The organism is Streptomyces sp. NPDC002176, from assembly GCF_044903645.1.
GTDB lineage: Bacteria > Actinomycetota > Actinomycetes > Streptomycetales > Streptomycetaceae > Streptomyces.
Genome location: NZ_JBJDQW010000001.1, coordinates 449,653 through 476,355, shown reverse-complemented (window position 1 = coordinate 476,355; position 26,703 = coordinate 449,653). Strand labels below are relative to the sequence as shown.

Here is a 26,703-nt window from a genome sequence, read left to right as displayed (position 1 = left end):
CCGGGTACCCGCTTTCCACCGGGTGAACGGCGCCGCCGCTCAGCTCTTCAGGAACGTGGCCAACCCCGCGACCAGGCGTTCCACGTCCTCCGCGTGGGTGTAGGGCGACAGCCCCACGCGCAGACCGCCGGTGTCGCCGAGACCCAGGTGCCGGGAGGCTTCGAGGGCGTAGAAGGAGCCTGCCGGGGCGTGCACGCCGAGCGTGGCGAGGAAGTGGTAGGCGTCCACGGCGGGGCGGTCCCGGAAGGTCAGCAGGAGGGTGGGGGTCCGGTCCGCCGCCCGTGAGTACGCCGTCACTCCGTCCAGCGCGTACAGGCCGTCCTCTGCGGTCTCCCGCAGGGCGTTCTCGTGCGTCTCGATCGCCGCGTACGCCGCCCGGAGCCGGTCCCGCCTGCCGCCCTCCCGGCTCGGGGCGAGGCCCGCGAGGAAGTCCACGGCCGCGGTGCTCCCGGCCAGCGCCTCGTACGGCAGGGTGCCCAGTTCGAAGCGCTCGGGGACCGCGTCGCTGGACGGGGCGAGCTTGTCCGGGCGCAGGGTGGCCAGGAGCGCGGGATCGGCCGCGAGCACGCCGTGATGGGGGCCGAAGAACTTGTACGGGGAGCAGACCACGAAGTCGGCACCGAGGTCACGCACGTCGACGCGGGCGTGCGCGGCGAGGTGGACGGCGTCGACATGGAGCAGCGCCCCGGCCTCGTGCACGAGGGACGCGATGGCCGGGACGTCGGGCCGGGTCCCGATCAGGTTGGACGCGCCGGTCACGGCGACCAGCCGCGTGCGCGGGGTGAGCAGCGCGCCGACGGCCTCCGGTGGCAGCTCACCCGTGGCCGGGTCGAACTCCGCCCAGCGGACGACCGCGCCGACCCGTTCCGCGGCCTGCACCCACGGCCGGATGTTGGCGTCGTGGTCGAGCCGGGAGACGATCACCTCGTCACCCGCCCTCCACCGGGCGGCGAGGGTGCGGGCGAGATCGTAGGTCAGCTGGGTGGCGCTGCGGCCGAAGACGATCCCGGCCGGATCGGCGCCCAGCAGGTCGGCCATCGCGCACCGGAAGTCGCCCACGATCCGCTCGGCGTTGATCTCGCCGGGGGCGACCGTGCCCCGGACCGACAGGGGGCTGCCGAGGGCGCCCGCGATGGCCTCGATGACGGGCGTCGGTGTCTGGGTGCCGCCGGGGCCGTCGAAGTGCGCGATACCGGCTCGGAGTGCGGGGAACTGGGCGCGCAGTGCGTTGACGTCGTAGGTCACGGTTGGATCGTCGCAGAAGGCCGCCGCCCCCGACAGACCGCCTGCGGCGGGGCGAGACGCGAGGTGCGGGGGCAGCGGCGTCCCACGGTCATGCCGTCGCAGGGGATGACGTCCTCGTCGTGGCTCGGTGATAGACCTTGTTGGCGATCCGCCAGCCGTCGCCCTGGCGGACCAGCAGGAAGATGTCGGTAAACGTGTCCGCGCGGTGCGAGAGCGTCATGGTGGCGGTCGCTACGGTGCCGTGGACGTCGACGGTGTCGACGCGGCGGCTGCGGGTCGGCTCGTCCGGGGCGGGGCGGCCCGGGAAGAGGGCGCAGTACTCGTCCAGGCGCCAGGAGACGAAGGTGCCGTCCCGGATGCCCTCGATGTGGGCGGTGGGCAGGAACGCGTCGCGGAAGTGGGTGGGGTCCCCGGTGGCGTGTCCGCGTATGTAGGCGCGGAGGGGTGCGAGCAGGGAGTCCTCCACGGCGGCGACCGTGGCGGCCGAGGCGATGTCGGCCTCGGGAGCGCCGGACAGGCTCGAAGCGCCGCGCAGGGGGAGGGCTGATGCGGTGGTCAGCAGCGCCATGTCCTTGGCCAGCGCGCCGATGGTGAACTCGGCCGTGGTCGCGTCCGGTTCGCCGAGGAGGAAGGGGCGCTTGCGGGCCACGAGCCCGCCGAGCTGGCCGAGTTCGAGGATGTCCAGCGCCTGCGCGCGGCTCACGCCGAGGGCGTCGGCCTGCCGCAGCGAGTCGCGCAGGGCCAGGACGGCGCCGGTGAGGCCGCTGTTGGCGATCAGCTTGAGCACGGCTGCGGTGGGGGCGTCGTCCACGCGCCGGACGCTGCCCAGCGCTTGGAGCACCGGCCGGACCCGGTCGAATACGCCTTGGTCGGCGGCGGCGAGGACCCGCAGTGTGCCGGAAGCGGCCGCGGGCACCGAGCCGAGCACGGGCGCGTGGACGTAGGAGGTGCCGAACCGCCGTGCCAGCGCTGCTGCTTCGGCGGGCGCGATCGTGCTGGTGTTGAGCACGATCGTGTCCGCTCTCAACGAGTCGCTCACGTCGTCCAGGACCTGTCGGCAGGCCGGGCCGTCGAACAGCGACAGGAGGACGAGGTCGGCCCCCGCCACGGCCTTGTTCGGGTCACCGGTCGTCCTGACGGTGCTCGACGTGCGCCCTGAGCGACTCCAGCCGACGACGTCCCCACCCCCGGCCGCCAGTCGTGTCGCGATGGCGCCGCCCATGCGCCCCTGGCCGAGGACGGCGATCGAATGCGGTGTGATCATGTCCGCCACACTGGTGCACCACCAGCGGTGCGACAAGCGCAGACTTCGCGCACCAGCCCTGCGACAACCGCATACCGGCAGGCCATACTGCCGCCATGGATCTGAACGTGTGGCGCGCTTTCGTGACGGTGTGCCGGGTCGGGTCTCTTTCGGCGGCGGCGGCCGAGCTGAACCACACCCAGTCCGCCGTTTCCCGGCAGATCGCCGGGCTGGAACGGCAGCTCGGTGCGCCCCTGATGGAGCGTCACGCACGGGGCGTACGCCCGACACCGGCCGGTGAGGTGTTCCGGCGCCACGCCCTGGCGACGCTCACTGAAGCCGACCGTGCCGTTCGCGCGGTACGGGACGTGCGAGACGGGGTGGCCGACCGACCCCTGGCCATCGGCGCCACGCCCTCTCTCGCGGCGGGCATCGTCCCCGAGGCTGTCCGGAGCCTGCTGAACCAGGCCGGACCCGTCCGGTGGAGCCTGCTCCCGGCGCTCAGCGCACAACTGCACAACCGGGTGATCGCCGGTGACCTCGACATCGCCGTGGTCACCGACGCACCACCGGGACTGGCCGCGGACCCGAGGGTCGAACGCCGGTTCCTCGGGCTGGACGAGATGGTCGTCGTCCTCCCCGCAGGCCATCCCCAGGCCGGGCACGGCCCCGTCCCCATCCAGGCGCTGGCCGACCAGATCTGGGCCGAGGACAACGAGGGCTCGGCGGCGCTACTGCGCCAGCACGCCGCCCGCGCCGGTGTCACCGCCCACATCGACCTCACCGCGGCCGACCTGCCCGGCAAGCTGGCCCTGGTCGCCACGGGTCACGCCATCGCCCTGATCCCCGCCGCACTGACGCGCGCACTCCGCGCCGACGTCGTCACGGTCAACCTCGTGGACCCCCCGACCCGTGGCCTCTACACGATCACCCCGCGCCGCGACCCCCACCCCTGCGCGGTCGCCTTCCACGACCAGCTTGTCGCGGTCCAGTTCCCGCGACCGAGGTAGCGACATCTGGACGACCGGGCCCGCTGTTCGGCCTCATCGGCCGACTCGCCCCAGGGCCTGTCCGGCGGATCTGCATGCATGCCCTGACCGATGAACGAGGGCCGTTGTCAGAGGCGATTGGCAGGATTGCGGCCATGAACGTCACTCCTGTCACTCCGCCACGGCCGATCGACGTGGTCGCGGTCTTTCCCCAACTGGCCCCGCTGGCCCGTACGGCGACCCGCCTGCACCCCCGCCCCGGGGCGCCGACGCGGCACGACAGCTCGATCGGCGGCCCGCTGCTGTGGCCTGCCGAGGAGCCGTGGCCGCACTGCGAGGAACCGCATGAGGTGGACGGCATCAACCCAGCCCTGTCCCCGGCGGATCTGCGGCTGAAGCGACGGATCTCCACCGTCTCGTACGGTCGGGACCTGACTCCGGAGGAACGGGAGACTCTCGAGCGGCTCCGGCCCCCTCGGACATATCCTTCCAGGCCGACGGACCGGTCGTACGACGACCCCATAGCGATGCTGCCCGTCGCGCAGCTGTACGCACGGGATGTGCCCGATCTGAGCCCGCCGGAGGGCAAGGACCTTCTGCAGGTTCTTTGGTGCCCCTTCGATCATCCGATCATGCCCAGGACCCTGCTCTTCTGGCGTTCGGCAGCCGCCGTCACCGACATCCTCGACACGCCCCCCGAGCCGCCCGCAGTGCAGTTCCACGGCTATCTACCGGAGCCGTGCGTGCTCGAACCGGAGCAGATCACCGAGTACCCCGACCATCTGGAGCTGAGCGAAGAACTGCGGGAGCAGCTCGAGCAGTGGAGTGTGCCGCAGGCGGCGGAGGAAGACATGGACCCGGCCACGTACTACGACTGCGTGCTGTCCAACGCACCCGGCTGGAAGGTCGGCGGCTGGCCCGCTTGGAACTCCACCGACCCCCGCCCGCGGCCCTGCTCCGAGTGCGGCACCGGCATGGAGGTCCTGATGACCGTCGCCACGTTCGAGGAAGGGGACGACACCGGGAACAGTTGGTCCCCGCACCCCCACCCAGGTGCCGGACCGTACCCCGGCCACCGCGGCTTCAACGCGACCGGGGTCCAGATAGGCAGCGGCTACCGGCAGCACCTGTTCGTCTGCCCGGCAGAGCTTGAGCACCCGCACATCGAGTTGATGACGTAGCCCGTCCGCAGGATCATGTTGATCACCGAAGGGTGATGGTTTCGACGCTCACCCGAAGCCCGCACAACAGCAGCTGCGGCTCCAGAGTCCGGACCGGACGCCGAAGCGGGGCGGGGCGCTGGCGTGATCACCGGCAGGTGATCGACGCGGTCGCGTTCAAGTACCGCACGGGGACACGGTGGATGGACCTGCCCGAGTGCCTCGGGTCCGAGAAGGGTGTGCACAACAGGCTGCGGACCTGGGCCGCCGATGGCACCTGGGAACGTCTCCTGACCGCCCTGCCCTGGGACGGTCCCGCGGCGGACTGGCCACGAAGATCCACCTCGCCGCAGACAGTCACTGCCGCCCGCTCGCGTTCGTGCTCACGCCCGGACAAGCCGGTGACGCGCCCGCGTTCGCTGAGGTCATGGTCCGGTTACGGGTGCCACGAGCGGTCGGCAGGCCGAGAACCACACCGGAGACGGTCCTGGCGGACAAGGCTTACTCGTCCCGCGCGATCCGCTGCGAACTGCGGTGGCGAGGTATCCACATCTGGTCAGCAAGATGATCCGAAAGACACGCCCTAGCCCGGCTTACGGGCCAGCAGGCAGGCGTGCGGTCGGTTCACCCGCCCGCCGGGCTCCTGCTCCAGCCTCGCGGTGACGACGAGCCCGGCCTGCTCCAGCAGGCCGACCGTGCGCTCCAGGGGCAGGAGATACGACTCGTAGGACACCGGGCGGCCATAACCGTGGGTCGGCCGCAGCCGTTCGTCGACGTAGTCTCCCCAGAGCAGGTACCCGCCGGGCGCGAGCGTGCGGTGGAACTCGGCGAACACCCCCGGCAGCCACCGTGGGGGAGTGTGGTGGGTGGAGTACCAGGCCAGGATGCCGCCCAGCTCGTCGTCGCCCGTCTCCAGCGCGGTCATCGAGCCCACGGTGAACCGCAGGTCCGGATAGGCGCGGCGGGCCAGCCCGATCATCTCCGGCGACAGGTCGACGCCGAAGGCGGAACCCCTAGCCCGGCCAGGTGCGCCGTCACCCGGCCCGGCCCGCATCCCAGGTCCGCGACCGGCCCCGGCCCGGCCGTCCGCACCAGTTCCGCGAAGCCCGTCAGCATCGCTCGCGACAGCGGGTCCAACTCGGCGGGAGACGGGACGCGTTGGACGTAGTCGGCGGCGACCGTGTCGTACGACTCGCGGACGGCGGTCAGGAAGGAGGGCTCGGTCATGCGGGCGACCCTAGACCGGAGCGCGGGAGGGGGGCCGGTGGAGTCCTCACGGCACCCGGCGGGCGAACTGCGCCGGGGTCGCGCCGTACTGCTTCTTGAAGGCGCGGATGAAGTGGCTGCTGTCGGTGAAGTGCCAGAGGGCGGCGGCCTCGGAGACGCTGAGCCGTGATCCGGGGGCGGTGAGGGCCTCGGCCGCTGCCTCCAGGCGTCGGCGGCGGATGTAGGCGCTGAAGGACTCGTCCAGAGTGGCGAAGGCCCGCTGCAACGTGCGTACCGATACGTGCAGTTGACCGGCGATCGTGGTGGGCGACAACTCGGCGTCGGTGAGCTGGGCATCGGCCAGGTTCCTGGCGGCCTGGGCCAGGGCCGGGGTGAAGGTGGGCTCGCGGTCGTCGAAGTGGTCGAGGACCAGCCCTCTGGCGAGTTCGAGCAGGGCGTTGCGGGAGGCGTGGGCTCCAGCCGGGCCGAGGTCGCTCACGGTCCGCTGCACCATGCTGGTGTGTGCCATGAGGATCTGCGCGGCGGGCGACGTCGCCTGGCCGGTGCGCGGTTTCCCGGCGACCAGGGACCGCAGGGCGTCGCCGGGGAAGATGAAGATGCGGGTGCCGATCACGGGCGTGGTGTGGAAGTGGTTCTCCGTCACGACGTGGTGCATGAAATAGGTGCCGGACACGACGTCCGCGTCACCGCCCTGGTCGTGCGGGTCCTGCAGAGCCACCGCGCCGCGCAGTCCGACGTACAGTCTGACCTGGTCGTGCTCGTGCGTACCGACCGCTCGGGTGCTCACGGGTGAGGAGGCCCAGAGTTCGTTGACGGCGGTGTCCGCCAGGGCGACCGAGCGCATCGTTCCCTGGAAGCCGTCGACCGTGGAGGCGCTGAACTCCGGCAGGGGGTACAGGTCGCCCATCCGGTCGTTCCAGGTGTCGATGAACGGCTCCCAGGTTCCCCGGCCGGTGCCCGTGGAGTCGGCGTCGACCGCGAACGTGCCCACGTTGCCCACCTTGCCGACCGGGCCGGGTAACTGCCGCCCGCTCACCATCTGTCCTCCGCCCCGATGAGCCCCATGAGCCCGATGAGGATGTCGCCGCGATCCCATCCCGTGTCGCGAAGGTACACCCCTCGTCCGTACTCCTGTTCCTACGCTGGGCAGGCGCTTCGACCTCCCCAAAAGAGAGAAGAACCATGAAGGCAGTGCGTTACCACCAGTACGGCGACCCCGACGTCCTGCGCCACGAGGACGTGGAGCAGCCCGTTCCGGGCGCCGGGCAGGTGCTGGTCCGGGTCGCGGCGACGTCGTTCAACCCGGTCGACGCGAACATCCGCGCCGGATTCATGCAGGGCCCCATCCCGGTGACGCTGCCGCACACGCCCGGCATCGACGTCGCGGGCACGGTCGACGCGCTCGGCGAGGGCGTGACCGGCCTCCGGGCCGGGGACCAGGTCATCGGCTTCCTGCCGATGGGGGAGCCCGGCGCCGCCGCGGAGTACGTCCTGGCACCGGCCGAGGCCCTGACACCGGCGCCCAAGAGCATCGCGCTGGCCGACGCGGCCGCGCTGCCGCTGGTGGGTCTGACCGCGTGGCAGGCGCTCTTCGAGCACGCCGGGCTGACCGCTGGGCAGCGCGTACTGGTCAACGGCGCGGGCGGCGCGGTCGGCGGCTACGCCGTGCAACTGGCCAAGCAGGCGGGCGCCTTCGTGTTCGCCACGGCCGGTCCGCGCAGCAACACACGCGTCGCAGAGGCGGGCGCGGACGAAGTCATCGACCACACCACCACCGACGTCATCGCGGCGGTGAACCAGCCGGTCGACGTCGTCCTCAACCTCGCACCGGTCGAACCGGCACAACTGGCCGCCCTCCTCGGCCTGATCCGCCCCGGTGGTGTCCTGGTCAACACCACCGTGTGGATGCCCGCGCCGAGCGACGAGCAGCGTGACGTGCGTGGCATCGACCTGTTCGTACGCAGTGACGCGGAGCAGTTGGCGCACCTGGTGGAGCTGGTCGACGGCGCCGGGCTGCGCGTCGAGGTCGCGCGGCGGGTGCCGCTGGCCGAGCTGCCCGCTCTGCACGCCGACGCCGCCGCGGGCACCCTGCCCAACGGCAAGATCGTCGTCACGCCCGTCTGACCGATCCGTGAAGGAGAAGACCACGATGATCCCCGACGACGATCCATCGCGCTCGCTGACCGTGGCGCACCCCGACGACCCCGGCACGACGTACGTCTCCCTGGTGGGCAACACCTACGGCATGCTGGTCACCGGCGAGCAGACCGACGGCCGCTACTGCCTGATCGACATGCACGTCCCCGACGGCGGAGGCCCGCCGCCGCACCGGCACGACTTCGAGGAGATGTTCACGATCCTCGAGGGTGAGCTCGAGTTCACCTTCCGCGGCGAGAAGCACACCGTACGGGCCGGGTCCACGATCAACATCCCGGCCAACGCGCCGCACAACTTCCGCAACGTGTCCGGTGCTTCGGCCCGCATGCTGTGCATGTGCACCCCGGCCGGGCAGGACGAGTACTTCCTGCGCATCGGTGACGTCGTCACGGGAAAGGACGCGCCGCCCCCGCCGCTGTCGGAGGACGAACGCGCCGAACGACGCCGCCGCGCCGCCGAGTTGGCCTCGACCTACCGGAGCGAGTTCCTGTGACTCGGCGGGCGGAGCGGGCGCGTCCAGTCCGGGTCCAGGCGGTCGGCCAGACCGGCCGCGGTGAAGACCGCCTCCAGGTCCTCGCGGCCCTCGGTGAAGTGGGCCCAGCTGTCGTGGTGGGCCGGGACGACACGGCGGGCGTCGAGGATGCGGGCGGCCTCGGCGGCCTCCGTGCTGTCCAGGACGAGCAGCCCGCCGTCGAACAGCACGGGGAAGCGAGGCGCACCGGCGAACGGGATGGCGGTGTCCAACCGACCGGGCCGTCAACCACGCGCTGGCGACCCTGGCCGCCGGCGCCGCCGACCTGCTCACCGGCCCCGACGCCGACATCCTCGCCTCCTGCGGCTCCGCCCCCTGCGACCGGTTCCTGCTGCTCACCCACGGCAGGCGGCACTGGTGCTCCACCCGCTGCGGCGACCGCGCCCGTGCCGCCCGCGCGTACGCCCGCCGCAGCCGGGCCACGGACCAGCCCCGACGAGACCGGGTCACTCCGCGCGCGGGTCCCAGCGGAACCGTCGCACCGCCACCACCGCACCGAGCGCGCCCCACAGGAGCAGGACCCCGAGGCTCCGCCAGGGGAGACCGGCGTCGTCCGTGGTGAACGAGGTGAGCAGGGCGTCGTTGAACGGCTTCACCGGCAGTGCGTCGGAGATGCCGTTCAGCAGGCTGGAGTGGATCGGCATGTAGGTGCCCGAGACGAACACCAGCGGGAACAGGACGAACTGCACGACCGAAGGCGCGGCCTCCGCGTTGCGGATCAGCGACGCCACCGCGACCCCCAGCGCGCAGAAGGCGGCGGCGCCGAGGACGAGCGTCAGGGCCAGCGCGGGCAGGTGCGGGGCGGCGGGCAGCGGGACGCCGTAGAGCCGCCCGACCACGGTGATGAGCAGGACGTCGACCACGCTCACCACGACGCAGTGCGCCAGCAGACCCACGAAGTACACGGACGCGGGCAGAGGCGTCGCCCGTACCCGCTTCAGGATGCCGTTCTGGCGCCGTGCGGCGAGCACGATGGCCAACTGGCTGTAGCAGGAGCCCAGTACGGACACCGCGGCGATCGTCGAGACGTAGTACTGCAGCGCGGACCGGCCGTAGTAGAACTCGCTCGTGCCGATGCCGCCGAACAGCGCGCCGAAGATCGTGATGACGACGACCGGGAAGACGAACGTGAAGAACGCGCTCTGCGGATTGCGCCAGAACGTGAGCTGCTCGTAGCGGATCTGATGCCACAGCAGGGCGGGACGGCCTCGGCGGCCGCTCACGACACTCTCTTTTCCGGCGTGCGCGTCAGGCGCAGGTAGACGTCCTCCAGGCTCGGCCGGTCGACGGTGAGTCCGGCGAGTACGGTGCCGCGGTCGAGCGCCCAGCCGGTGAGCCGGTGCAGGATGCCGGTCGGCTCCGCGGACTCCACGGTGACCAGGCCGTCCGCGTCCGGCTCGGCGGCCACCGGCAGCTCGGCGACCGTACGGCCGGGCGGCAGCGCGAAGCGGATACGGGTCAGCGCGCTGTCGCGCCCCCCGAGGGTCGTCGGGGTGCCCTCGGCGACGATGCGCCCGGCGGAGATCACGGCCACCCGGTCGGCCAGCGCCTGCGCCTCCTCCATGTAGTGCGTGGTGAGGAGGATCGTGGTGCCCGCGTCGCGCAGGTTCCGTACGAGCTGCCAGGCGCCGCGGCGCGCGTTCGGATCGAAGCCGGTGGTCGGTTCGTCGAGGAACAGCAGGCCCGGATTCCCGATCATCCCCAGCGCCAGGTCCAGGCGCCGCTTCTGGCCGCCGGAGAGGCTGCGGACCTTCTGCCTCGCCTGCCCGGCGAGGTCGACCAGGCCGATCACCTCGTCGACATCACGCGGCGCCGGGTAGTAGCCCGCGTTACGGGTGACGGTCTCGCGGACCGTGAGGTACGGCTCGACCGCGATGTCCTGCAGTACCAGCCCGATCCGCTCGCGCAGGGTGCGTGCCGTGGACCGGTCGCCCGGGTCGAGGCCGAGCACGGCGACGCGTCCGCCGTCCCGGGCCCGGAAGCCCTCGAGGATCTCCATGGTGGTGGTCTTGCCCGCGCCGTTGCGGCCGAGCAGCGCGAAGATCTCCCCGTGCTCCACGGTGAAGCCCGCCCCGTCCACGGCCCGCACTGTGCCGTAGCTCTTGCGCAGGTCCTCGACCACGACCGCCGCGGACCCGGGTACCCGCGGCGGCGTCAGGCGCGGACGCACGTGACCTCCAGCGTCAGGTCGAGACGGCGCCCGGCCATCCCTCGGGACGCGGTCACCCCGAACTCGGTACGGTCGACCCGGGTGGTGGCGCGCACGGTGAACGAGTCCGCGCGCACCTCCGCGCGCACGACCGACAGGCTCGCGGGCCGGGCGATGCCGCACGCGGTGAGCGTGCCGGAGACCTGGGTGGCGTCCACCCGCTCGGAGACGAACGTGATCAGCGGGTGCCGCCCGGTGTCGAGGAACTTCGCCGACCGCACCTCGCCGTCCCGGCGGCGGTTGCCGGTGCTGAAGCTCGCCGAGTCGATCTCCACCCGCAGGCGCGACTCCGCCAGCGGCTCGGCCACGTCGACGGTGCCGCCCCGGATCGCGAACGTGCCGCGCACGGGCAGGAGTCCGAAGAGATGTCTGGTCGTGAACGTGATGGACGAACCCGCCGGGTCGATCGCGTAGCGACCGAGCCGGGGCGTCGTCGTGTTGGTGTCGCCTTTCGCATCCATGCCTCCATTCCACGGCAGCGGACCCCTCGCGCGGCAGGGCGAGCGGTCGGTTCCGCGAGCGACCAACGGCTGGTCCTCGCGGCCGCCATGCGACTTTCGTAGGGTCCGTAAGAGACGGAGGTACGGGGGTGCTCCCGGCCCGGGCCGGTGGCGGCGCGGATGCCCTACGGTGAGCGTCATGACTGACGGACCGTGGCACCGTCGACACCGGGTGGCCGTGGACGTGGCGATCGCGGCCGCCTTCGTGCTGCTCGACACCGGCGCCACGGTGGTCGGCGCCAGCTGGTGGCCGGACCGTCCGGACACCCTCGCCTGGGTCATGCTCGGCCTGCAGGCCCTGGCCTGCGCCTCGCTGGCCGTCCGCCGCGTCGCGCCGCTCGCCGTCGTCGGGGTGCTCGGCGCGTTCACGGTCGCCGTGACGCTGCTGATCTCACCCGTCGGCGCGCTGACGCCCGCTCATGACACCAACGTGTGGGCGCCCTACGCGACGGTGGTGGCCCTCTCCGGCCCGTTCTTCTGCCGACGCGACCGCCGGACGGCGTTCCTCGTGCTCGCCGCCTTCACCCTCGTCATCATGCGTCCCTGGGAACCCTCGGTGACGGTCATGACGGTCGGGCTGCTGCGCACCGCGGTCGGGCCGCTGCTGGGGCTGTACCTCGACGCTCGTCGGCGCGTGATCCTCACCCTCCGCGAACGCGCCGAGCGGGCCGAGCGGGAACGCCATCTGCTCGCCGAGCAGGCCCGTACCGAGGAACGCGCCCGGCTCGCCGGGGAGATGCACGACATCGTCACGCACCGGGTCAGCCTGATGGTGCTGCAGGCCGGAGCCCTGCGGGTGACCGCGCCGGACGAGCGGACCCGGCGTGCGGCGGAGGAACTGCGCGCCGCGGGCTGCCAGGCGCTGGAGGAACTGCGGGACCTGGTGGGCATTCTGCGCACCGCGCCCGAGGGTGACCACGCGCCCTCGGTGGGCGGATTCGCCGCCCTGGTCGCCGAATCGGTGGCGGTCGGCATCCCGACGGAGTTGATCGAGGACGGCGACCCGGCCCTCGCCTCCCCGGTGGTCGGACGCACCGCCTACCGTGTGCTGCGCGAGGCGCTGACCAACGTGCGCAAGCACGCGCCCGGCGCCCGGGTGACCGTACGGGTGGAGTACGCCGAGGCCCGGGTACGGCTCACGGTCCACAACGCACCCCCGCACGGCGAAGCCAGACTGGGCGGCGCCCTCGCGGGCACCGGCTCCGGCCTGGGCATCGCCCAACTGCGCCAGCGCATCGAACTCGTGCACGGTAGCCTCCGTGCCGGACCGTCCCCCGACGGGGGCTTCAGCGTGGAGGCGACGCTGCCCGCGTACGTCCCGACCACGGAATCGGCGGTGTGAGCGGTGGCCCGGGTAGTGGTGGTGGACGACGAGCCCATGGTGTGCGTGTTCCTGCGCACCATCCTCGACTCGGCCGAGGACATCGAGGTCGTCGACGAGGCCCACGACGGCGCGGCCGCCATCGAGGCCGTCCGGCGCGGCCACCCCGACGTCGTCCTGATGGACCTGCGCATGCCGGGCATGGACGGGCTGACCGCGATCGAACACATCAACGCGCTCGCGGACCCGCCGAACATCGTGGTGCTGACGACCTTCGACGCCGACCAGTACGTGCTACGGGCCCTGCGGGCCGGGGCGACCGGCTTCCTGGTCAAGTCGACCCCGCCGGACGAGCTGATCGGGCTGGTACGGACGGCCGCCCAGGGCCACACCGTCCTCTCGCCGTCCGCCGCGCGTCGGCTCATCGCCGCGTCGACGGACGGCCTCTCGGCCCGCGACCGCGCCCGCGAACTGGTCGCCTCGCTGACCGAGCGCGAGGCCGAGGTCCTGAGCGGCCTCGGCGAGGGCCTGTCCAACGCCCGCATCGCGGCCCGGCTGTTCCTCTCCGAGGCCACCGTCAAAGGCTACGTTTCACGCACGCTGGACAAACTGGACTGCGTCAACCGCACCCAGGCCGGCCTCCTCGCCCACGACGCGGGCCTGGTCGGCCCCCACCGGAACGGGCCGGAGCCGGACCGGCCCGGCGACTCACGGCCCGCCGACTGAGACGGCACCGGCGTCGAGCGACCGTGACGAGTGGGCGCCTACCGGTTGGCGGCTACTTCGGCCTCGAGCCCGAAGCCGTCCGACCGTTGCATCACCCGCCCCGGCCGCCCCGAACCGGTGTCCGCGTCAGGAGACTCGCAGGACGATCTTACCCGTGGTGTGGCCCTCCTGGCTGAGCTGCCATGCCTGGGCGACCTCCGCCAGCGGCAGTTCCCGGGCGACGTGGACCGTGAGCTTCCCGGCGTCCGCGAGGTCGCCCAGCTCGGTCAGCGCGGCGTGGTCGGGATACGCGAAGACGTAGCGGCCGCCCCGCTCGCGGATGGCGGGATCGGCGATGGACACCACCCTGGACGGGGACTTGGCCACCTCGAAGGACACGGCCGTGGCGTCGCCGCCGTAGAAGTCGAGGGACGCGTCCACTCCTTCGGGTGCCAGCGCCCGTACGCGCTCGGCGAGCCCCTCCCCGTATGTCACGGGCTCCGCGCCCAGCGAGCGCAGGTAGTCGGCCTTGGCCTCGCTCGCCGTACCGATGACGCGGATTCCCTCGGCCGCCGCGATCTGGAGGGCGAAGGAACCGACGCCGCCCGCCGCGTTGTTCACCAGCACGGTGTCGCCCTTCCTGGCGTCCGCGGCCCGCAGCGACTGGTAGGCGGTCAGCCCGGCCAGCGGCAGTCCGCCCGCCTGCTGCCAGGTGAGCGAGGCGGGCTTGCGAGCGACCGAACGGACGGGCGCGGGCACCAGCTCGGCGTACGTGCCGTGCTGCGCGGTGTCCGGCCGGGCGTAGGCGATCACCTCGTCCCCGGGCGCGAACTCCGTCACGGCTGGGCCGACCTTCTCCACGACCCCCGCCACGTCCCAGCCGGGGATCAACGGGAGGTAGACGTACAGGACCGGGTCGAGGCGGCCCGCCGCGACCTTCCAGTCCACCGGGTTCACCCCGGCGACCTTGACGCGCACGAGGACGGTGTCCGGGCCGACCTTGGGCTCGGGCTGTTCGGTGAGCTGCGGTGTGTCGCCCGGAGCGGCGACGGTGATGGCCTTCATGCCGTAGCCAACGACCCACCGCCCCGCGTCGATTCCTGCCGCCCGGATTCCCGTACGGGATTTCACGCGGGTGGCCCCCCTGCGGACCCGACCCCACCGGTCCCACAAGTCGGCTTTCGGTGACAGGATGTCCGGCGGGGAGCCGATTCGCGAGGTCACGGGGGGCATGGGTGGCGCAGACAGTCCTCGAGGCGCTGGATGAAGTGCCGTGGGAGGGGCTGGAGTCGACGCTCGGGCACCATCCGGCCGAGAAGATGGGGCGAACGCTGCGTCGCCTGGCGCTCAAGGGCGCCTCGGCGACCGAGGAAGACTGCAATCCGCTGTTCGACTGCTGCGCACCGGGCACCGGACGCATAGCCCCCGTCGTGACCGCCGCGCTGCCGTTCGTCGTCGCACTCGCCCACGATGCGGAGATGGGCGCCCGGACCACGCTCGTCCAGCTGCTGGCGAGCTTGTCCAAGACGGCGGCCGAAGCGGACCCGGCCCTGTTGGACGCGGGATGGCGCGAGGCATGGCGGGCCCAACGCCCCCGGCTCCGGGCCCTGCTCGCGGACCCCCTGCCCGAGGTGCGGAGAGAAGCCCTGCCGCTCGCGGAGGATGTCGACGTGCTGCTGGAGCGGTGGCAGGCGGAGAAGGACCCGACGGTGCGGCTGCCGCTGCTGCTCGCGCTGGGGACCGCCGCGGCCCGCTCCGCCCCAGCCGGGCCGGTGGACCAGGTGAGGACGGTGGTGGCAGAGGTGCTCCGTACGGACGATCCCGTCATGCGGGTCGCGGCCGTGCACGCCTGGGCCGCGTTCGATCCCCGGGCGCCGGTCCGTGAGCTGGACCGGCTGGTGGAGATCCTCTCCGACCCGGCCGTGCGTCCGCGGTTCGAGGCGATCTGGTACGAACCGGATGTCGAAAGTGCCTTCACCCGTGAGGACGTCATCTCCTGGACGGCCCACCTGCTCGAGGGCGCGCCGCGGACAGCGCTCGCCTTCGTCGTCCGGCTCGTCGACGCGGCCCGCCGGAACGGGGACACCCTGCTGTGCCGCGCCGCGCTGGACGAGGCATGGCGGCTGTTGGTGGTCCAGCCGGTCGCGGCATCGTCCCTGTTGCCGCTCGCGGGCGCGCTGCTCGCCGATTCGGACGACGGCGTACGGTACCGGGCCGCCCACCTGCTGGCCGTGCTGGGGTCGCGCGCGGCGCCGTACGCCGACGAGTTGGCCACCCTCCTCGACGACCCGGGTGAGGCCGAGTTCCTCGAGGGCACCGTGGGCGACCACGCCCGCTGGGCGCTGAGCCGCATCGGCGACGAGCGCGCCCTGCCGGGGCTGGTCGAGCGGCTGCACGCGCCGTATGAGGGCGCGTGGTCCCGCGGGTACGTCGCGGGCGACCCGCACCTGCCGGAGGTCGATGACGTCCTGACCCCGCTGGGAGCGCACGCGGAGGCTCTGCTGCCCGCGGTGCGGAAACTGCTCCGTGACGACGGCCAAGGCTCCCCGCTGACCTGCCGCTTCCTGAAAGTCCTCAGGGCGTGGGGCCCGGCCGCGGCGCCCGCGCTGCCGGAAGTGGTGGCTCTGCTGGACGACCCCCGGTACACGTGGAACGCGGTCGACGCGCTGGTGGCGATGGGGCCTGCCGCGAAGTCGGCCGAGCCCGCCGTACGCGGCTGCGCGGTCCCCGGTAACCATCTCAGAGTGACCTGGGCGACCTGGCGCCTGGGCGGTGACCGCGACGCGGCGCTACGGCTCATCGGCGAGGCGATACTGACCGAGGAGGAACCGCCGCCCGGCGCCGTCCGCCTCCTGGGCGACTTCGGAACGGCGGCCGCACCCTACGCGGACCGGGTGCGGCATGTCCTGGAGCACGGTGACAGCTGGCTGCGCCTCGACGCGGCGGTCGCACTGTGGTCGATGACCGGCGAGCCGGAACCGACCGTCTCCGTCCTGGAGGAGCACCTGCTCCCCGTCGCCGCTGGTGGGGACGCCTACGGCACGTTCCTCGACGCGCTGCGCGCCCTCGCCAGGATCGGCACCGTCTCCCCGGCGGCGCGGGCAACCCTGCGCACGGTCCGCAGATCCGACCGACGCCTCTCGGCGCACTGGGACTACCGGGCCTTCCTGCAGCACGAGGAGATCCGGTCCGCGATCGACGAGGTGCTCGCGTTGCCGTGACGACCACATCAAACGTCTCCGCAGGAGGAACCCGTGTCATACCCGCGACCGCTCACCCCCGAGGAGAACCTCGCCGACGCGAAGAAGCGGCTGAGCCTCCCGCGTATCGTCGTGATCTGCGGCTCCACCCGTTTCATGGCCGAGATGACCGAGGCCGATCTGCGAGAGACGTCAGCCGGCAGGATCGTCGTCAAGCCGGGTTGCGACCTGAAGTCGCCGCACGAACTCTGGTCCGACCCGGCCGAAGCCGAGGCCCTGAAGGCTCGACTCGACGATCTGCACCGAGCGAAGATCCGGCTCGCCGACGAGGTGCTCGTGGTCGGCGACTACATCGGAGACAGCACCCGAGCCGAAATCGCCTACGCCCGCTCCCTGGGCAAGCCCACCCGGTTCACCCACCCCGAGGTCGACCCCTACGCCTGACCCGCCCACCCCTTGTCAACCGCTTGTGAGGGCTGGTGGGGCTGCTGGCGGCAGCTGTGCCGTCCTGCCCGCGACGAGCGCCCGTGCGCCCCACCACGCCCCCTCCCGCGGCCTCGGACGGCCGTCGCACCGTCGACCCCATGGCAGACACCACGGAAGCGTGCACGGGACGCGGAGACGGCACCGACTGCCCCAACGGCGAGACCGAACTCGTGGACGGCGTCCGGTGCGAGGAGTGCCGGCATCACTGGGAGCTGGACGAGACCGACCGCGACCGTCGGCGACAAGTGGACGAGGGAGCGACCCGGCCGATCGGGGACCCGAGGGAAGCCGGACCGGGCACTGCGGCGTGAGCGGGCACGCCCAAGTGGTGCCTGACGCAGCCGCGCCCCAGCGCCCGAAGGCACCAGGGCGTACGAGGGACAGACGCGCCTAGATGATGGGCAGCCGCTGATCGCGGAGCTTCCGCACGGCCTCGCTGCTCCGCCCGTCCTGTATCGCCTGACGCTGTGAGGACGTCGCCGTGCGCATGGACTTGGAGACCTCGGAGAACGGAGTCTTGACGATCACGATGCGGTAGCCAGTCCTCCGGTAGGTGCTGTCGTCGGCGTAGCAGTGCGCGATTCGATGCACGATGTCGCCGACCTTCGCGCCGGCCAGGCCGTGCTCGTGCCACTGGCAGCACCAGGAACACCACACGTGGAGGGAAGATCCGTGGGCGTGGTGCTGGATGTATCCGCCGAGGGTGGGAGTGCTGAGGGTGGTCGGGGTGGTGTCGGGCATGCGGGACTCCATCTGACGCGGTACGGTTGGTACGTGAGGGAAGTGTGCCGTCGATCTGGAGGTCGCGGAACACTCCCGAGCCTGCGGGGAGGCCCCGGGCCTCCCGGTCAGACCACCTCTGGAACGGCCAGCCGCTTTCGAGGCGATGCTGCTCAGCGCCCAAGCCTTCCCCGCGTCCTTGCCTCGCCCGTGGTCAACGGCTCTCGCGCGCTCGCGCCGACCGGGGCTGCCGTGTCGTGATGCTCGACGCGACGAACAGCGCGTCCAAGGCGCCGAGCCCCTCCAGGACGGACCAGCCCGACAGCGGCACAGGAAGGCCGGGGGCGAGCGCCGCGGCGATGGAGACGGAACACGCCCCGCCCGGATTCTCTGGACGGGGCGTTTCGACAGTGGCTACAACGGGTCGGGGGAGTGCAGGATGCCGCCGTCGGCCTGGTCGCCGAGGGCGTGTTCGATGAACTCGGCGTGCTCTACGCAGCAATAGCGCAGGGGGCGCCAGCGGGGAAGGTAGTCGGGGTGGTCGGCGAAGCGCCGGGCGGTGGTGATGAGCCGGTTCCAGTCGATTCCCAGGCTCTGCCGCAGGCTCTGAACGAGACCTGGACGGTTGATGTTTCCCTCCGTGAGCTCGATCTCCCACGAGACCAGCGCGTCGCAGAGGTCGCGGCAGGACGCGTCCACGGTCTGGGCGAGGTGCTCGGCGGCCCAGTGGGCGTCGCTGTCCACCGGCTGGGCGAGGGCGAGTTCCCTCAGTCGTGCGGCGAGAAAGTCCCGGAGCGGGCGAAGGTCGGCCCTGCGGAGGTCGTCGGAGAATTCCAGAATGGCGGCCGGAGCGAGGAGACCCTCGCCGTCAAGGGCTGCTGGGTAGGTCATGCGTGTGTCACTTCCCTATGCTCGACCACGGGTGACCCATCGTCGCACCCGGCATATCACCTCAGATGGAAAACGCTGAGAGCTGTCCCATAACCTCGTGTGACTGAGGGTCATGCCGTGTCCGGGTCGGCGCCGATGGCACCGGCCGAGCGAAGTGAACTCCCGAGGTCCCCGGTGAGGATGCGAGGGTGACGCCGCCACCACCACAGACTGGGGCCGGGAAGCCTGTGGAACTGGTCGAGTGCCATGCCGTCGTCGTCTACGGTCGCGGCCTTGTACCGGTCGTCCAGAGCTTTGATCTGCGGAGTCCAGAGCTGGACGATGTGGTCGTCCAGCAGGAGCCACGCCTCGTGCAGCCAGTTTCGGCAGTAAAGGTCGTTGGTGTACTCGTAGATCTCGTCGCCGTAGCCGCGCTCGATGGCGCTCACCAGGGCGGCCCACGCGTTCACCCTTTCAGCGACCGTGAAGGCCGCGCGCCAGCCGCGCTTGTGCAACAGCTCTCCCACCTGGTTCTCGGTAGCCACGGTGGTGAGGCTCTCACGCCGAAATCCTTCCGGGCGACCGGGATATGTCCGCCCAGAGGAGGGCGGGTAAGGGGTCAGTCGTTCGGCGAGGCCCCGCAGGGATCAAAACCCGATCCCCGCATGCGCCCATGTTGATCCACCAGACGTCCTCGACCTTCTGGAGCCAGACTTCCTGCTCGTGCCGCGAGCCGTCGTAGATGAGTAGGGGCGCGCTCAATGGGTCAGATCGTCCCAGGTGGCGCGGCCGACCAGGACGCGGAGCGCGCGGGCGGCGGTGTGGCGGGTGGCGGTGGTCAGGTCGGGGAGGAAGTGCTTCAGGTCGCGGTAGGACTGCTGCCGGAAGGAGGTGTACAGGCCGCCGCACACCGCGAAGGGCAGCGCCGTGAACAGGGCCGCTCCGGGACCCGCGAGCAGCGCCACGCCGACGGCGGGCAGCACGGTGCCCGCCGCGAGGAGCAGCGCCCGCGCCGCCGGGCCGCCCGCCAGCGGCAGCAGCGCGGCGGCCGGTACCGAGGCGGCCAGAACCCACACTCCGGCGGCGTCGCCGGGGGTGAGGCCGGTCAGCCGCAGGGCGAGCGGGGCGGCGGCCGTGACGGTGGCCCAGTACGCGAGGTTCCACGGCGCTGCCGGGGCACACCGGCCGCGTAGTACGGGAACCTCCCCGCAGCCCGCGTGGGCCGGGTTCCCGACGGGTGGCGGCCCCGGCATCAGGGTGATGCCCCGCACGTGCCGCAGGAGGAGCAGCAGATGCGGCTTGGCGCGCAGCGCGGGCGACGCGTACCAGCGGCGCGGGCGCGGGGCGCCGCAGTACGCGCTCGCTTCCAGGACCCAGGTGAGCAGGACGAACATCACGCCCAGGCCGTAGGCGTAGAGGGCGCCCGTCCACACCAGCGGGTCGCCGAACGGCAGCCCGGCGGCGTGCGCGCCCACCGCGTAGCGCAGGGCGTACCCGGTGCCCACCAGGAGCCACAGGCCCACGGCGGCGGCACGCCGTGCGCTGCCCGGGCGGGCCTCGGCGGTGCGCAGGTACTCGTAGAGCATCCCGGCCACGGCGATGACGGCGGTTACGGCTAGGAGGCCGCGGGTCAGCCCGGTGGCGGCGGCGATGCCGAAGGCCGTGACGACGCGTAGCGCGGCGACCAGCGCGCTGCACACCACGACCAGACGCCGTGCCGCCGGGTCGGCCGGGTGGGGCAGGCGCATGCGCGCGGCGGCCTCGGGGTGGGCGGCGTCCTCGGCGTAGCCGCGGATGTCGTTGACCTGGTAGCGGGCGGCATAGACCAGGTACTCGACGAGGAGCATCGCCAGGAGCAGCCGCCCCCACTGCGGCGTCAGATCGCGGGCGAGGACGACGACGGTGAACGCCAGGGGAATCAGCAGCCATTTGACCCAGTCCTCGGGCCGGGGCAGCACGAGGTAGGAGAGCAGGCCGCGTCGGCGTGGGCCGCGCGGTGGGCTCCCGGCGAGGAGGCCGGTGCCTTGCCGGACGGCGAGCTGCTCGGCCAGGCGCAGGAAGGCTGAGCGGCCCCCGATGGTGGCGGAGGTGACGTCGGCGACGAGGAGCAGGAAGGCCCAGCCGTAGCCGATCGCCATGATGAGCCCGGTGCGGCCGCCGAGGCTCACCGCGATGAAGGCCGTCAGACCGGAGAACACCGACAGGGTGATGAGCAGGATCAGGATGCTGAGCATCCGGTACCGGGAGCGGCCGCGGCGCATCGTGGACGCCTCGGCGATCAGCGCGGCGTACGAGGGGGAGCTGAGGCCGACACCGGCCAGCTCGCCGAGGGGGACGGCGGCCACCCGGCGCAGCTCCGCCTCCACAGCCCGCAGATAGTAGCTGCGCAACGTGGCGACCAGACCAAGAAGTTGCAGCAACGCCAGGGCGGCGAAGGGGATCGCGGGCGCGATAGCCAGGAACAGGGCGGGGGCCTCGGTGCAGGTCTTCGCCCGGTGGTTGAGCTGGCAGGTCTGGGTGAGCACGGTGGCCAGGGCCGCCAGCAGCGCGACGACGATCCCGGCGACCGCCGCCTGGATGGTGGCGAAGGTGCGCTCGTCCTCCCGCGCCATCTCGTAGTCCGTCTTGAGGACCTCGAACTCACGGTCCGAGATGCCCCCGGCACCCCCCATGCCCACCCCGCCCCCGTGCTGTTGGTCGGGTCAATCTATCTCTTTAGGCGATGAGTTGAGGCGGTATGAGCCCTTCCGCTACGTGGCTGTTCTTCGCGCCCCGTACCGGCGGTCAGTCTGTTGGCTCCCAATTGGTGGTGAACAGCGCGCATTCGAGGAGGTCGGGGGTGGCGCCGGACGGCCAACTATCGCCCTGCACCAACTGGTTGGTGGCGGCCTGCATGAAGGAGAGATAGACCTGGTAGCGGTGGGGCGTCCAGTTGCTGTCCGACCAGACCCAGGCGGCGACCGAGCCGTCCTTGTCGAGGCCGCTCTCGTAGCCGACCGCGGCGGCCAACTGCCGCAGGCGTCTGGCCAGTACGCGGTCGAGGATGAGGGGGCGCGGTCCCTGGGCAGGTGGAACAGCGGCGCCGGTGAAGTAGAGGAACTTGGTGAAGAAGGCCGGCCCGAGCCCGGGCACCTGCCTCCGGAGCGCGGCGTACGCCTGGGGTGCACCGTGCTCGCGCAGCGCGGTGACCGCCGTGGCCAGCGCCGCGTCGAGGCCGTCGAAGGCCAGGATCTTGTGGAGGGTGGCCGGTCCGCTACCGCCGGGAGTGCCACGTTTGCCTTTGCCCCACACATACGTTGCGACCAGCGCTTCCCCGAACGCCTCCCGCCGCAGCGCGTCGCCGACGGCCGCGGCCACCTCCGCCCGGCTGACCGCCGCGTCATCGCCTACGGAGGTGGGCGCCAGCGCGCCCGGCCACGGAGCGATCCGCGCCCACCGACCGGGCGTGTACCGGACCGTGTGCGCACCGGGCGTCCCGTCCGCGTAGACCGACGCGTTCACCTCCCACCAGCGACCCAACGCCCGCACCGCGGAATCGGGCAGCGGGCGCGCGGCCATCTCGCGATCCACCGCGTCCGCCCGCTCTTGGCGGCCCTGGTCGTCCTGCCCGTCATCTTCGTTCACGAGCCGCTCCCCGTCTGACGTTCCGCCGGGCCTACGGCGGACTCCTTCGACTCGGACTGCTGCGGTACGCCTCCGCCCGGAACGAGCTCGGCGGCCGCCTGCTCCAGTTCCTGTCGGCGCAGTTCGCCGCCCTCGATCAGGTACGTGTCGGGCAGGGGCTGTGCCGGAAGCCCCCAGGTGCCGGCGCGGGTCCGCACGCCGATGTCACGGCTGACGACGATCACCTCCGCGGGAGCGACGGCCTGGCGTAGACGCAGCGCCGCAGCCACCAATTCATCGTCCGGCACAGGAAGGCGAGCGTGTCCGGGCTCATCGGCCGCGATGAACACGGGGGTTCCGTCGTCCGCGGCCGCTTTCTCGGGCCCCGCTTCCAGCACCGTTTCCAGCAGCCGGAACACGCCGCGCGCCCGTCGGGAGATCTTCCTGTCTCCGGTCTGGTAGCTCTTGGTGTCGATCTCGTCGACCACGACGTGCGGGACCATGACCGTGGTGCCCTTCCCGAGCACCTTCTGCCAGGGGATCTTGTCGAACCGCGTGAAGTGCAGTGTGGTGTTCGTGTCCAGCACCGCGTAGCGCACGGAATCGGCGGGCCCGTATCGCTCCTGCAGGGCACGTACCCGGTTCGCCACGGATCTGAAGTAGTCCCGGAGCTCGGTGATTTCCGAGTACATCATCAGCCGGGCCTCGTCCAGCGGCGCGGTGAGGATCGCCCGGTAGCGGCCCGCGCGGAGTTGTCCCGCGATCTCCCGGTCGCTGAACCGCCGGTTGAGCTCCTCGGCGGCCAGCCAGGTCCACTCGTCGTACCGCTTGCGCACGGCCCGCATCTCGGCCTCGGCTTCCGCGCCGGTCCTCACCGCGGGAGGAATCCGGTTGGAGACGTCGTTGAGGCTCCCGGCCAGGAGCTCGTTCTCCAGGAAGTCGATGGCGTCGGTGCAGGTCGTTCCGGCTCTCAGCATGCCCTTGTTCTTTTCCCCCGGTGGAGCACGGTGCTGCGTTTCGTCCGGCGCGTTTTGCCAGCGCCAGCACCGCGAATCCTGTCCGAAGGGGGGCGCCCCGTCCAGGGGGTGACGGGGCGCCCCCGAGGGGCGTGCCTTACGGGCGAGAGGGCAGATCGGGCTCGAGACCGCGGGGGCACCCATTCGCACCACTGGCGGCGTTGCCCCCCCCCGCACCTGGGACGAGCGCTCGGCTTGTCTCGGGGGGGCATCGAGCGCAACGGTGCTTCGACGTTCCCTCAAGCGCGAGGGTGAGAGGCGACGTTGCCTCAGATGGTCGGGGTGTCGTCGACAACCGGCCGGTGGATCTCGACGACCGGCTTCCAGCCCGCGGTGAACTCGATGAAGTCCGCACGGGTGGGGTAGGTGTCGATCGCGCGACGGTCACGCTTGGGGGTGTCGCCCCCCTTGCGCCCGCGGGGAACCTGCTCCTCGAAGATGTCGACCTTGACGTCGGGCACCTCCTTGAGGCCCTGGCGCCAGATCTGCACAACGTCGGCGCCGAACGCCTGCCGGGCAGCGGCGTAAAGGGCCGAGAGGGCCCCCTTGTCCCCGCTGGGAACGAACAGGGCCAGGTCCAGCACGACACCGGCGGACTGGAGGACCTCGATGGTCGCCGAGCCGTTCTCGTCGGCCACGTAGATTCCGGCTTCGGTCTCGTCGTCAGGGAGGCAGGAGACCTCTTCCTGGAATATGGTTCGCGCTGTTATCGCACCACCCTCGAAATTCTCACCGGGCTTGGTCAGAAAAGCAGGGACATAGCAGCCGGGAAGCTTGAGTTCTGCCGTGTTGGCGGAAACGAAGAGCTTGTCCTTCACGTCGAGCTTCGTCACCTCTTCCAATGAGAGGCGGCGAGCGGCGATCTTCTCCGTGTTCACGATTTCCCTTTCAGGTTGCTCTATCCCTCAGAAAGAGGACGCTACCACGAAACCGTGAGGTCAACTGCCCGGTAATCGGTGGGTAAATGGCCTCCAGAGACCTGCGCGGAGGAGGCCGGAGCGAGTCCCGCTCGGTCGGGGAACACGCACCCGCTGGGTAGTGTCTCTCGTCATGGTGTGGGGGATCAAATGACGGTTGCAATTCGGTGCGTTGGGTGGCGTGAAGGAACTAAAAGAGAGTTTTCGGTACACAGTAGGCACGGCGGTCCGAAGTGCGAGGGTTCGTACCTCCGCGCCGTCCCGAGGGTGTGGTGCGAGGTTCGGTGGGCGGCGCGGACACCGCAGGGGATCAGTAGGGGACCGGAGGGAATCCGAAGTCGGCCTCGTCCATGGTGTAGTCGCCGGGCGGCAACTCGGGCCAGGTCTTCTGATCCTCTTCTAAGATCTTCGCCGCGAACTTGTAGGCGTCCTCTCCGTGCTTGGCGATCAACTCGTCCATCAGCTCGGGCTTGATCATGGCTGTTCCCCTCGAGTCCCCAGGAGCGAAGATACCGTCGAGCGCGGCGGCGCTGCCTGGGGCGTGTTCAGGCTGGCGGTATCGGCTCGATCGCGGCGGACACCTCAGCGAGAAGCGACTCGACCGCGGCGTCGGCGTAACCGTGCCAGGACTACCCGGACGAGTCCCCGATCGGTCCCATGATCCGCTCGTACAGGGCCAGCCCGGCCACCAGGGACAGGACGCTTCTCGTGGCCAGGTAGGGCCCCACGTCCTGGATTCCCGGTACCGTGCGATCAGTCGGCTTCGGCCCGCCTTTCGAGCCGGGTGCCCTGGCGGAGGGTGATCGACATCAGGTCGCTGGGGGCGTCCAGTTCCAGGCGGTGCCAGCGGCCGCGAGGGATGATCACGGCGGCGCCTGCCCGCAGTCGCACCATGCCCTCGGCCCCGCCGGGCGCGTCGGGACGGAAGTAGAGGCGCATGCCGCCGGTCAGGCAGCACACCGCTTCGTCCGCCTCAGGGTGCATCTCCCAGTGGTCGGCGTGAACGTCGGCGTCGGTCTCGACGTGGAACGTGGCGAGCTGCCAGGTGCCGGAGCCGCTGCTCGTCATCTGTCGTTCGACGGCTCGGACTTCGCCGTCATGGTGGAATCGCAGCGCCGAGGCGAACAGGTCGACGGTGGTGGTCGTCATGACGGAGTTCCTTCCAGCTGGTTCTCTGCGGGATCGGTGGATCGGGGGACAGTGGTGGCGGCTCGGCGGCGTGGCAGTACGCCGATGGCCACGACCGCCGCGAGCACGTACAGGGCGGCAGCGATGGCCAGGCCCAGGGCGTAGCCGTCGTTGAGCGCGACGGGGGTGGCGGTCGAGCCGGAGTGGCGTGCGGCGATGGTGGCCAGGGCGGCCAGGCCGATGCAGCCGCCGAGTTGGCGGGAGCTGTTCATGAGGCCACCGGCCATGCCCGCCTCCCGCGGAGCGACGCCGGTGGTGGCGGCTGCGGCCACCGGAGCAAGGACCAGCCCGGTGCCGAAGCTGGTGACGAGGGACGGGCCGAGCACGTCGGTGACGAAGCTGCCGTCGGCGCTGATGAGGGCGAACCAGGCCAGGCCCGCGGCGGCCAGCAACGCGCCGGGCGCCAAGGCCGCGCGGGGGGTACGGGAGGCCGTGACGCGGGTGGCGACCACGGTTCCCGCGACCAGCCCCAGGGAGAAGGGCAGGAACGCGGTGCCGGTCGCCGCCGCGCCCATGCCCAGGACCTGCTGCATGTACAGGGACACGAAGTAGAACGCCGCGAATTGCCCGGCCGCGGCCAGGAGCACCAGTACGTTTGCGCCCGCGACCCAGCGGCTGTGCAGCAGCCCGAGGCGCAACAGCGGTGCGACGACCCTCGTCTCGGCGAAGACGAAGCTGCCCAGCAGCACCGCTGCGGCGGCGAGCGTCGCCCAGGTGGTGGGGGAGCCCCAGCCCAGGGTGTCGGTGCGGACGACGCCGAGCACCAACAGCCCGACTCCGCCTGTCGCCAGGACGGCGCCCAGTGCGTCCAGCCTCTCGCGCCGGGCAGGTTCAGGTGCTCCGGCGGACACCCCCGCGGGGATGAAGGCGAGAGCCGCCGCGACGATGGGCAGGTTGATCAGCATGACCCAGCGCCAGCTCGCGTACTCGGTCAGCAGTCCACCCGCCAGCACGCCCAGCGCGCCGCCCGCGGCGTTCACCGCGCTCCACACCCCCAACGCCCGTACCCGCCGCGGGCCTTCGGTGAAGGTGGTGGTGAGCATCGCGAGCGCGGCCGGTGCCACCGCGGCGGCGCCCAGGCCCTGACCGGCGCGCGCGGCGATCAGCTGCCAGGGGGCCTGGGCCAGGCCGCCCACCAGGGAGCACAGCCCGAAGACGCTCAGCCCCAGCACGAACATCCGGCGTCGGCCGTACAGATCGCAAGCGCGTCCCCCCAGCAGCAGGAACCCGCCGAACGTGAGCGCGTACACGTGCACGACCCATGACAGGTCGAGCGGCGCGAACCCCAGCGCCGTGCGGATCGCGGGTAACGCGACGTTGACCACGGACATGTCCAGGGCGACGACGAACTGGGCGACGGCAGCTGCCGCCAGCACCACTCCGGGCCTCCCGCGAGAGTTTCTATACATGTAAGA

26 protein-coding genes and 4 pseudogenes are annotated in these 26,703 nt (G+C 71.5%); 11 read left to right on the top strand and 19 right to left on the bottom strand.

What is annotated here, in order from left to right; translation table 11 throughout:
* Window positions 1-39 precede the first annotated feature (39 nt).
* Together ACI2LY_RS02105 and ACI2LY_RS02100 are read right to left on the bottom strand one after the other, a co-directional pair.
* Complete coding sequence (locus tag ACI2LY_RS02105) at window positions 40-1,245, bottom strand: cysteine desulfurase-like protein (protein WP_404705403.1); 1,206 nt, start codon at window positions 1,243-1,245, stop codon at window positions 40-42.
* A gap of 88 nt (window positions 1,246-1,333) precedes the next feature.
* Entirely contained in the window at window positions 1,334-2,509 is a 1,176-nt protein-coding gene (locus tag ACI2LY_RS02100; protein WP_404705402.1) for a nuclear transport factor 2 family protein, read from the bottom strand.
* A gap of 95 nt (window positions 2,510-2,604) precedes the next feature.
* Here ACI2LY_RS02100 and ACI2LY_RS02095 point away from each other — a divergent pair, with 95 nt between their 5' ends.
* The 3 genes and pseudogenes from ACI2LY_RS02095 to ACI2LY_RS02085 form a co-directional block, all read left to right on the top strand.
* Window positions 2,605-3,498 carry a LysR family transcriptional regulator gene (locus tag ACI2LY_RS02095; RefSeq protein ID WP_404705401.1) on the top strand — a complete coding sequence of 298 codons (894 nt, stop codon included), beginning with the start codon at window positions 2,605-2,607 and terminating at the stop codon, window positions 3,496-3,498.
* Window positions 3,499-3,632: 134 nt separating this feature from the next.
* Window positions 3,633-4,658: a hypothetical protein gene (locus ACI2LY_RS02090; protein WP_404705400.1), complete on the top strand. Its 1,026-nt coding sequence runs from the start codon at window positions 3,633-3,635 to the stop codon at window positions 4,656-4,658.
* 116 nt (window positions 4,659-4,774) lie between these two features.
* Window positions 4,775-5,184 (top strand): annotated as a pseudogene (locus ACI2LY_RS02085) (transposase); the annotation flags it as partial.
* 36 nt (window positions 5,185-5,220) lie between these two features.
* Here the strand turns inward: ACI2LY_RS02085 and ACI2LY_RS02080 are convergent.
* Window positions 5,221-5,864 (bottom strand): annotated as a pseudogene (locus ACI2LY_RS02080) (class I SAM-dependent methyltransferase).
* 46 nt (window positions 5,865-5,910) lie between these two features.
* On the bottom strand, window positions 5,911-6,855 hold the full coding sequence (locus ACI2LY_RS02075; RefSeq protein ID WP_404705399.1) for a helix-turn-helix domain-containing protein: 945 nt from the start codon (window positions 6,853-6,855) through the stop codon (window positions 5,911-5,913).
* Window positions 6,856-7,046: 191 nt separating this feature from the next.
* Here ACI2LY_RS02075 and ACI2LY_RS02070 point away from each other — a divergent pair, with 191 nt between their 5' ends.
* The gene (locus ACI2LY_RS02070) at window positions 7,047-7,988 is read left to right on the top strand and encodes an NADP-dependent oxidoreductase (RefSeq protein WP_404705398.1); all 942 of its coding nucleotides are present in this window, start codon (window positions 7,047-7,049) and stop codon (window positions 7,986-7,988) included.
* Window positions 7,989-8,013: 25 nt separating this feature from the next.
* On the top strand, window positions 8,014-8,514 hold the full coding sequence (locus tag ACI2LY_RS02065; protein WP_404705397.1) for a cupin domain-containing protein: 501 nt from the start codon (window positions 8,014-8,016) through the stop codon (window positions 8,512-8,514).
* Here ACI2LY_RS02065 and ACI2LY_RS02060 read toward each other — a convergent pair.
* Window positions 8,493-8,777, bottom strand: a pseudogene (locus tag ACI2LY_RS02060) (hypothetical protein); the annotation flags it as partial. The gene ACI2LY_RS02065 and the pseudogene ACI2LY_RS02060 overlap by 22 nt on opposite strands.
* On the opposite strand from ACI2LY_RS02060, the pseudogene ACI2LY_RS02055 reads away from it, so the two are divergent.
* A pseudogene (locus ACI2LY_RS02055) lies at window positions 8,762-8,983 on the top strand (CGNR zinc finger domain-containing protein); the annotation flags it as partial. The pseudogenes ACI2LY_RS02060 and ACI2LY_RS02055 sit on opposite strands and share 16 nt — an antisense overlap.
* 16 nt (window positions 8,984-8,999) lie before the next feature.
* On the opposite strand, the gene ACI2LY_RS02050 reads toward ACI2LY_RS02055, so the two are convergent.
* The 3 genes from ACI2LY_RS02050 to ACI2LY_RS02040 are packed head-to-tail and all read right to left on the bottom strand — an operon-like array spanning window position 9,000 to window position 11,223.
* A complete protein-coding gene (locus ACI2LY_RS02050; RefSeq protein WP_404705396.1) occupies window positions 9,000-9,776 on the bottom strand; it encodes an ABC transporter permease in 777 nt (258 codons plus the stop codon).
* Window positions 9,773-10,723, bottom strand: coding sequence for an ABC transporter ATP-binding protein (locus ACI2LY_RS02045; protein WP_404705395.1), 951 nt, complete (start codon window positions 10,721-10,723; stop codon window positions 9,773-9,775). Before ACI2LY_RS02045 ends, ACI2LY_RS02050 begins: the two co-directional genes overlap by 4 nt.
* Window positions 10,708-11,223: a YceI family protein gene (locus ACI2LY_RS02040; RefSeq protein WP_404705394.1), complete on the bottom strand. Its 516-nt coding sequence runs from the start codon at window positions 11,221-11,223 to the stop codon at window positions 10,708-10,710. The genes ACI2LY_RS02045 and ACI2LY_RS02040 overlap by 16 nt, the downstream gene beginning before the upstream one ends.
* 178 nt (window positions 11,224-11,401) lie before the next feature.
* Between ACI2LY_RS02040 and ACI2LY_RS02035 the strand changes: the two genes are divergently transcribed.
* Together ACI2LY_RS02035 and ACI2LY_RS02030 are read left to right on the top strand one after the other, a co-directional pair.
* Window positions 11,402-12,604: a sensor histidine kinase gene (locus ACI2LY_RS02035; RefSeq protein WP_404705393.1), complete on the top strand. Its 1,203-nt coding sequence runs from the start codon at window positions 11,402-11,404 to the stop codon at window positions 12,602-12,604.
* 3 nt (window positions 12,605-12,607) lie between these two features.
* A complete protein-coding gene (locus tag ACI2LY_RS02030; protein WP_404705392.1) occupies window positions 12,608-13,309 on the top strand; it encodes a response regulator in 702 nt (233 codons plus the stop codon).
* Window positions 13,310-13,435: 126 nt separating this feature from the next.
* Here ACI2LY_RS02030 and ACI2LY_RS02025 read toward each other — a convergent pair whose 3' ends face one another.
* Window positions 13,436-14,353, bottom strand: a complete 918-nt coding sequence (locus ACI2LY_RS02025; protein ID WP_404705391.1) for an NADP-dependent oxidoreductase — start codon at window positions 14,351-14,353, stop codon at window positions 13,436-13,438.
* 170 nt (window positions 14,354-14,523) lie between these two features.
* On the opposite strand from ACI2LY_RS02025, the gene ACI2LY_RS02020 reads away from it, so the two are divergent.
* The 3 genes from ACI2LY_RS02020 (at window position 14,524) to ACI2LY_RS02010 (ending at window position 17,285) form a co-directional block, all read left to right on the top strand.
* Window positions 14,524-16,509, top strand: coding sequence for a hypothetical protein (locus ACI2LY_RS02020; RefSeq protein WP_404705390.1), 1,986 nt, complete (start codon window positions 14,524-14,526; stop codon window positions 16,507-16,509).
* A 33-nt stretch (window positions 16,510-16,542) separates the two neighbouring features.
* Window positions 16,543-16,932, top strand: a complete 390-nt coding sequence (locus ACI2LY_RS02015; protein ID WP_404705389.1) for a hypothetical protein — start codon at window positions 16,543-16,545, stop codon at window positions 16,930-16,932.
* A gap of 140 nt (window positions 16,933-17,072) precedes the next feature.
* Entirely contained in the window at window positions 17,073-17,285 is a 213-nt protein-coding gene (locus tag ACI2LY_RS02010) for a hypothetical protein (RefSeq protein ID WP_404705388.1), read from the top strand.
* Between the two features lie 79 nt (window positions 17,286-17,364).
* Here ACI2LY_RS02010 and ACI2LY_RS02005 read toward each other — a convergent pair whose 3' ends face one another.
* The 10 genes from ACI2LY_RS02005 to ACI2LY_RS01960 form a co-directional block, all read right to left on the bottom strand.
* Entirely contained in the window at window positions 17,365-17,715 is a 351-nt protein-coding gene (locus ACI2LY_RS02005; RefSeq protein ID WP_404705387.1) for a hypothetical protein, read from the bottom strand.
* A gap of 393 nt (window positions 17,716-18,108) precedes the next feature.
* Entirely contained in the window at window positions 18,109-18,585 is a 477-nt protein-coding gene (locus ACI2LY_RS02000; protein ID WP_404705386.1) for a hypothetical protein, read from the bottom strand.
* A gap of 110 nt (window positions 18,586-18,695) precedes the next feature.
* Complete coding sequence (locus tag ACI2LY_RS01995; protein WP_404705385.1) at window positions 18,696-19,109, bottom strand: hypothetical protein; 414 nt, start codon at window positions 19,107-19,109, stop codon at window positions 18,696-18,698.
* Window positions 19,110-19,322: 213 nt separating this feature from the next.
* Window positions 19,323-21,236: a hypothetical protein gene (locus ACI2LY_RS01990; RefSeq protein WP_404705384.1), complete on the bottom strand. Its 1,914-nt coding sequence runs from the start codon at window positions 21,234-21,236 to the stop codon at window positions 19,323-19,325.
* 112 nt (window positions 21,237-21,348) lie between these two features.
* A complete protein-coding gene (locus ACI2LY_RS01985; RefSeq protein ID WP_404705383.1) occupies window positions 21,349-22,188 on the bottom strand; it encodes a hypothetical protein in 840 nt (279 codons plus the stop codon).
* Entirely contained in the window at window positions 22,185-23,144 is a 960-nt protein-coding gene (locus ACI2LY_RS01980) for a PIN domain-containing protein (RefSeq protein ID WP_404705382.1), read from the bottom strand. Before ACI2LY_RS01980 ends, ACI2LY_RS01985 begins: the two co-directional genes overlap by 4 nt.
* A 308-nt stretch (window positions 23,145-23,452) precedes the next feature.
* Window positions 23,453-24,061, bottom strand: coding sequence for a hypothetical protein (locus ACI2LY_RS01975; protein ID WP_404705381.1), 609 nt, complete (start codon window positions 24,059-24,061; stop codon window positions 23,453-23,455).
* Window positions 24,062-24,410: 349 nt separating this feature from the next.
* Window positions 24,411-24,578, bottom strand: a complete 168-nt coding sequence (locus tag ACI2LY_RS01970; protein ID WP_404705380.1) for a hypothetical protein — start codon at window positions 24,576-24,578, stop codon at window positions 24,411-24,413.
* Window positions 24,579-24,853: 275 nt separating this feature from the next.
* Window positions 24,854-25,249 (bottom strand): cupin, encoded by a 396-nt coding sequence (locus tag ACI2LY_RS01965; RefSeq protein WP_404705379.1) that lies wholly within the window; start codon window positions 25,247-25,249, stop codon window positions 24,854-24,856.
* The gene (locus ACI2LY_RS01960) at window positions 25,246-26,697 is read right to left on the bottom strand and encodes an MFS transporter (protein WP_404705378.1); all 1,452 of its coding nucleotides are present in this window, start codon (window positions 26,695-26,697) and stop codon (window positions 25,246-25,248) included. The genes ACI2LY_RS01965 and ACI2LY_RS01960 overlap by 4 nt, the downstream gene beginning before the upstream one ends.
* Window positions 26,698-26,703: the final 6 nt, after the last annotated feature.

Coding starts and splice junctions, on each gene's coding strand:
- ACI2LY_RS02100 (WP_404705402.1), bottom strand. CDS start 2,509: ATGATCACACCGCATTCGATCGCCGTCCTCGGCCAGGGGCGCATGGGC.
- ACI2LY_RS02095 (WP_404705401.1), top strand. CDS start 2,605: ATGGATCTGAACGTGTGGCGCGCTTTCGTGACGGTGTGCCGGGTCGGG.
- ACI2LY_RS02090 (WP_404705400.1), top strand. CDS start 3,633: ATGAACGTCACTCCTGTCACTCCGCCACGGCCGATCGACGTGGTCGCG.
- ACI2LY_RS02070 (WP_404705398.1), top strand. CDS start 7,047: ATGAAGGCAGTGCGTTACCACCAGTACGGCGACCCCGACGTCCTGCGC.
- ACI2LY_RS02065 (WP_404705397.1), top strand. CDS start 8,014: ATGATCCCCGACGACGATCCATCGCGCTCGCTGACCGTGGCGCACCCC.
- ACI2LY_RS02040 (WP_404705394.1), bottom strand. CDS start 11,223: ATGGATGCGAAAGGCGACACCAACACGACGACGCCCCGGCTCGGTCGC.
- ACI2LY_RS02035 (WP_404705393.1), top strand. CDS start 11,402: ATGACTGACGGACCGTGGCACCGTCGACACCGGGTGGCCGTGGACGTG.
- ACI2LY_RS02025 (WP_404705391.1), bottom strand. CDS start 14,353: ATGAAGGCCATCACCGTCGCCGCTCCGGGCGACACACCGCAGCTCACC.
- ACI2LY_RS02010 (WP_404705388.1), top strand. CDS start 17,073: ATGGCAGACACCACGGAAGCGTGCACGGGACGCGGAGACGGCACCGAC.
- ACI2LY_RS02005 (WP_404705387.1), bottom strand. CDS start 17,715: ATGCCCGACACCACCCCGACCACCCTCAGCACTCCCACCCTCGGCGGA.
- ACI2LY_RS02000 (WP_404705386.1), bottom strand. CDS start 18,585: ATGACCTACCCAGCAGCCCTTGACGGCGAGGGTCTCCTCGCTCCGGCC.
- ACI2LY_RS01990 (WP_404705384.1), bottom strand. CDS start 21,236: ATGGGGGGTGCCGGGGGCATCTCGGACCGTGAGTTCGAGGTCCTCAAG.
- ACI2LY_RS01980 (WP_404705382.1), bottom strand. CDS start 23,144: ATGCTGAGAGCCGGAACGACCTGCACCGACGCCATCGACTTCCTGGAG.
- ACI2LY_RS01970 (WP_404705380.1), bottom strand. CDS start 24,578: ATGATCAAGCCCGAGCTGATGGACGAGTTGATCGCCAAGCACGGAGAG.
- ACI2LY_RS01965 (WP_404705379.1), bottom strand. CDS start 25,249: ATGACGACCACCACCGTCGACCTGTTCGCCTCGGCGCTGCGATTCCAC.
- ACI2LY_RS01960 (WP_404705378.1), bottom strand. CDS start 26,697: ATGTATAGAAACTCTCGCGGGAGGCCCGGAGTGGTGCTGGCGGCAGCT.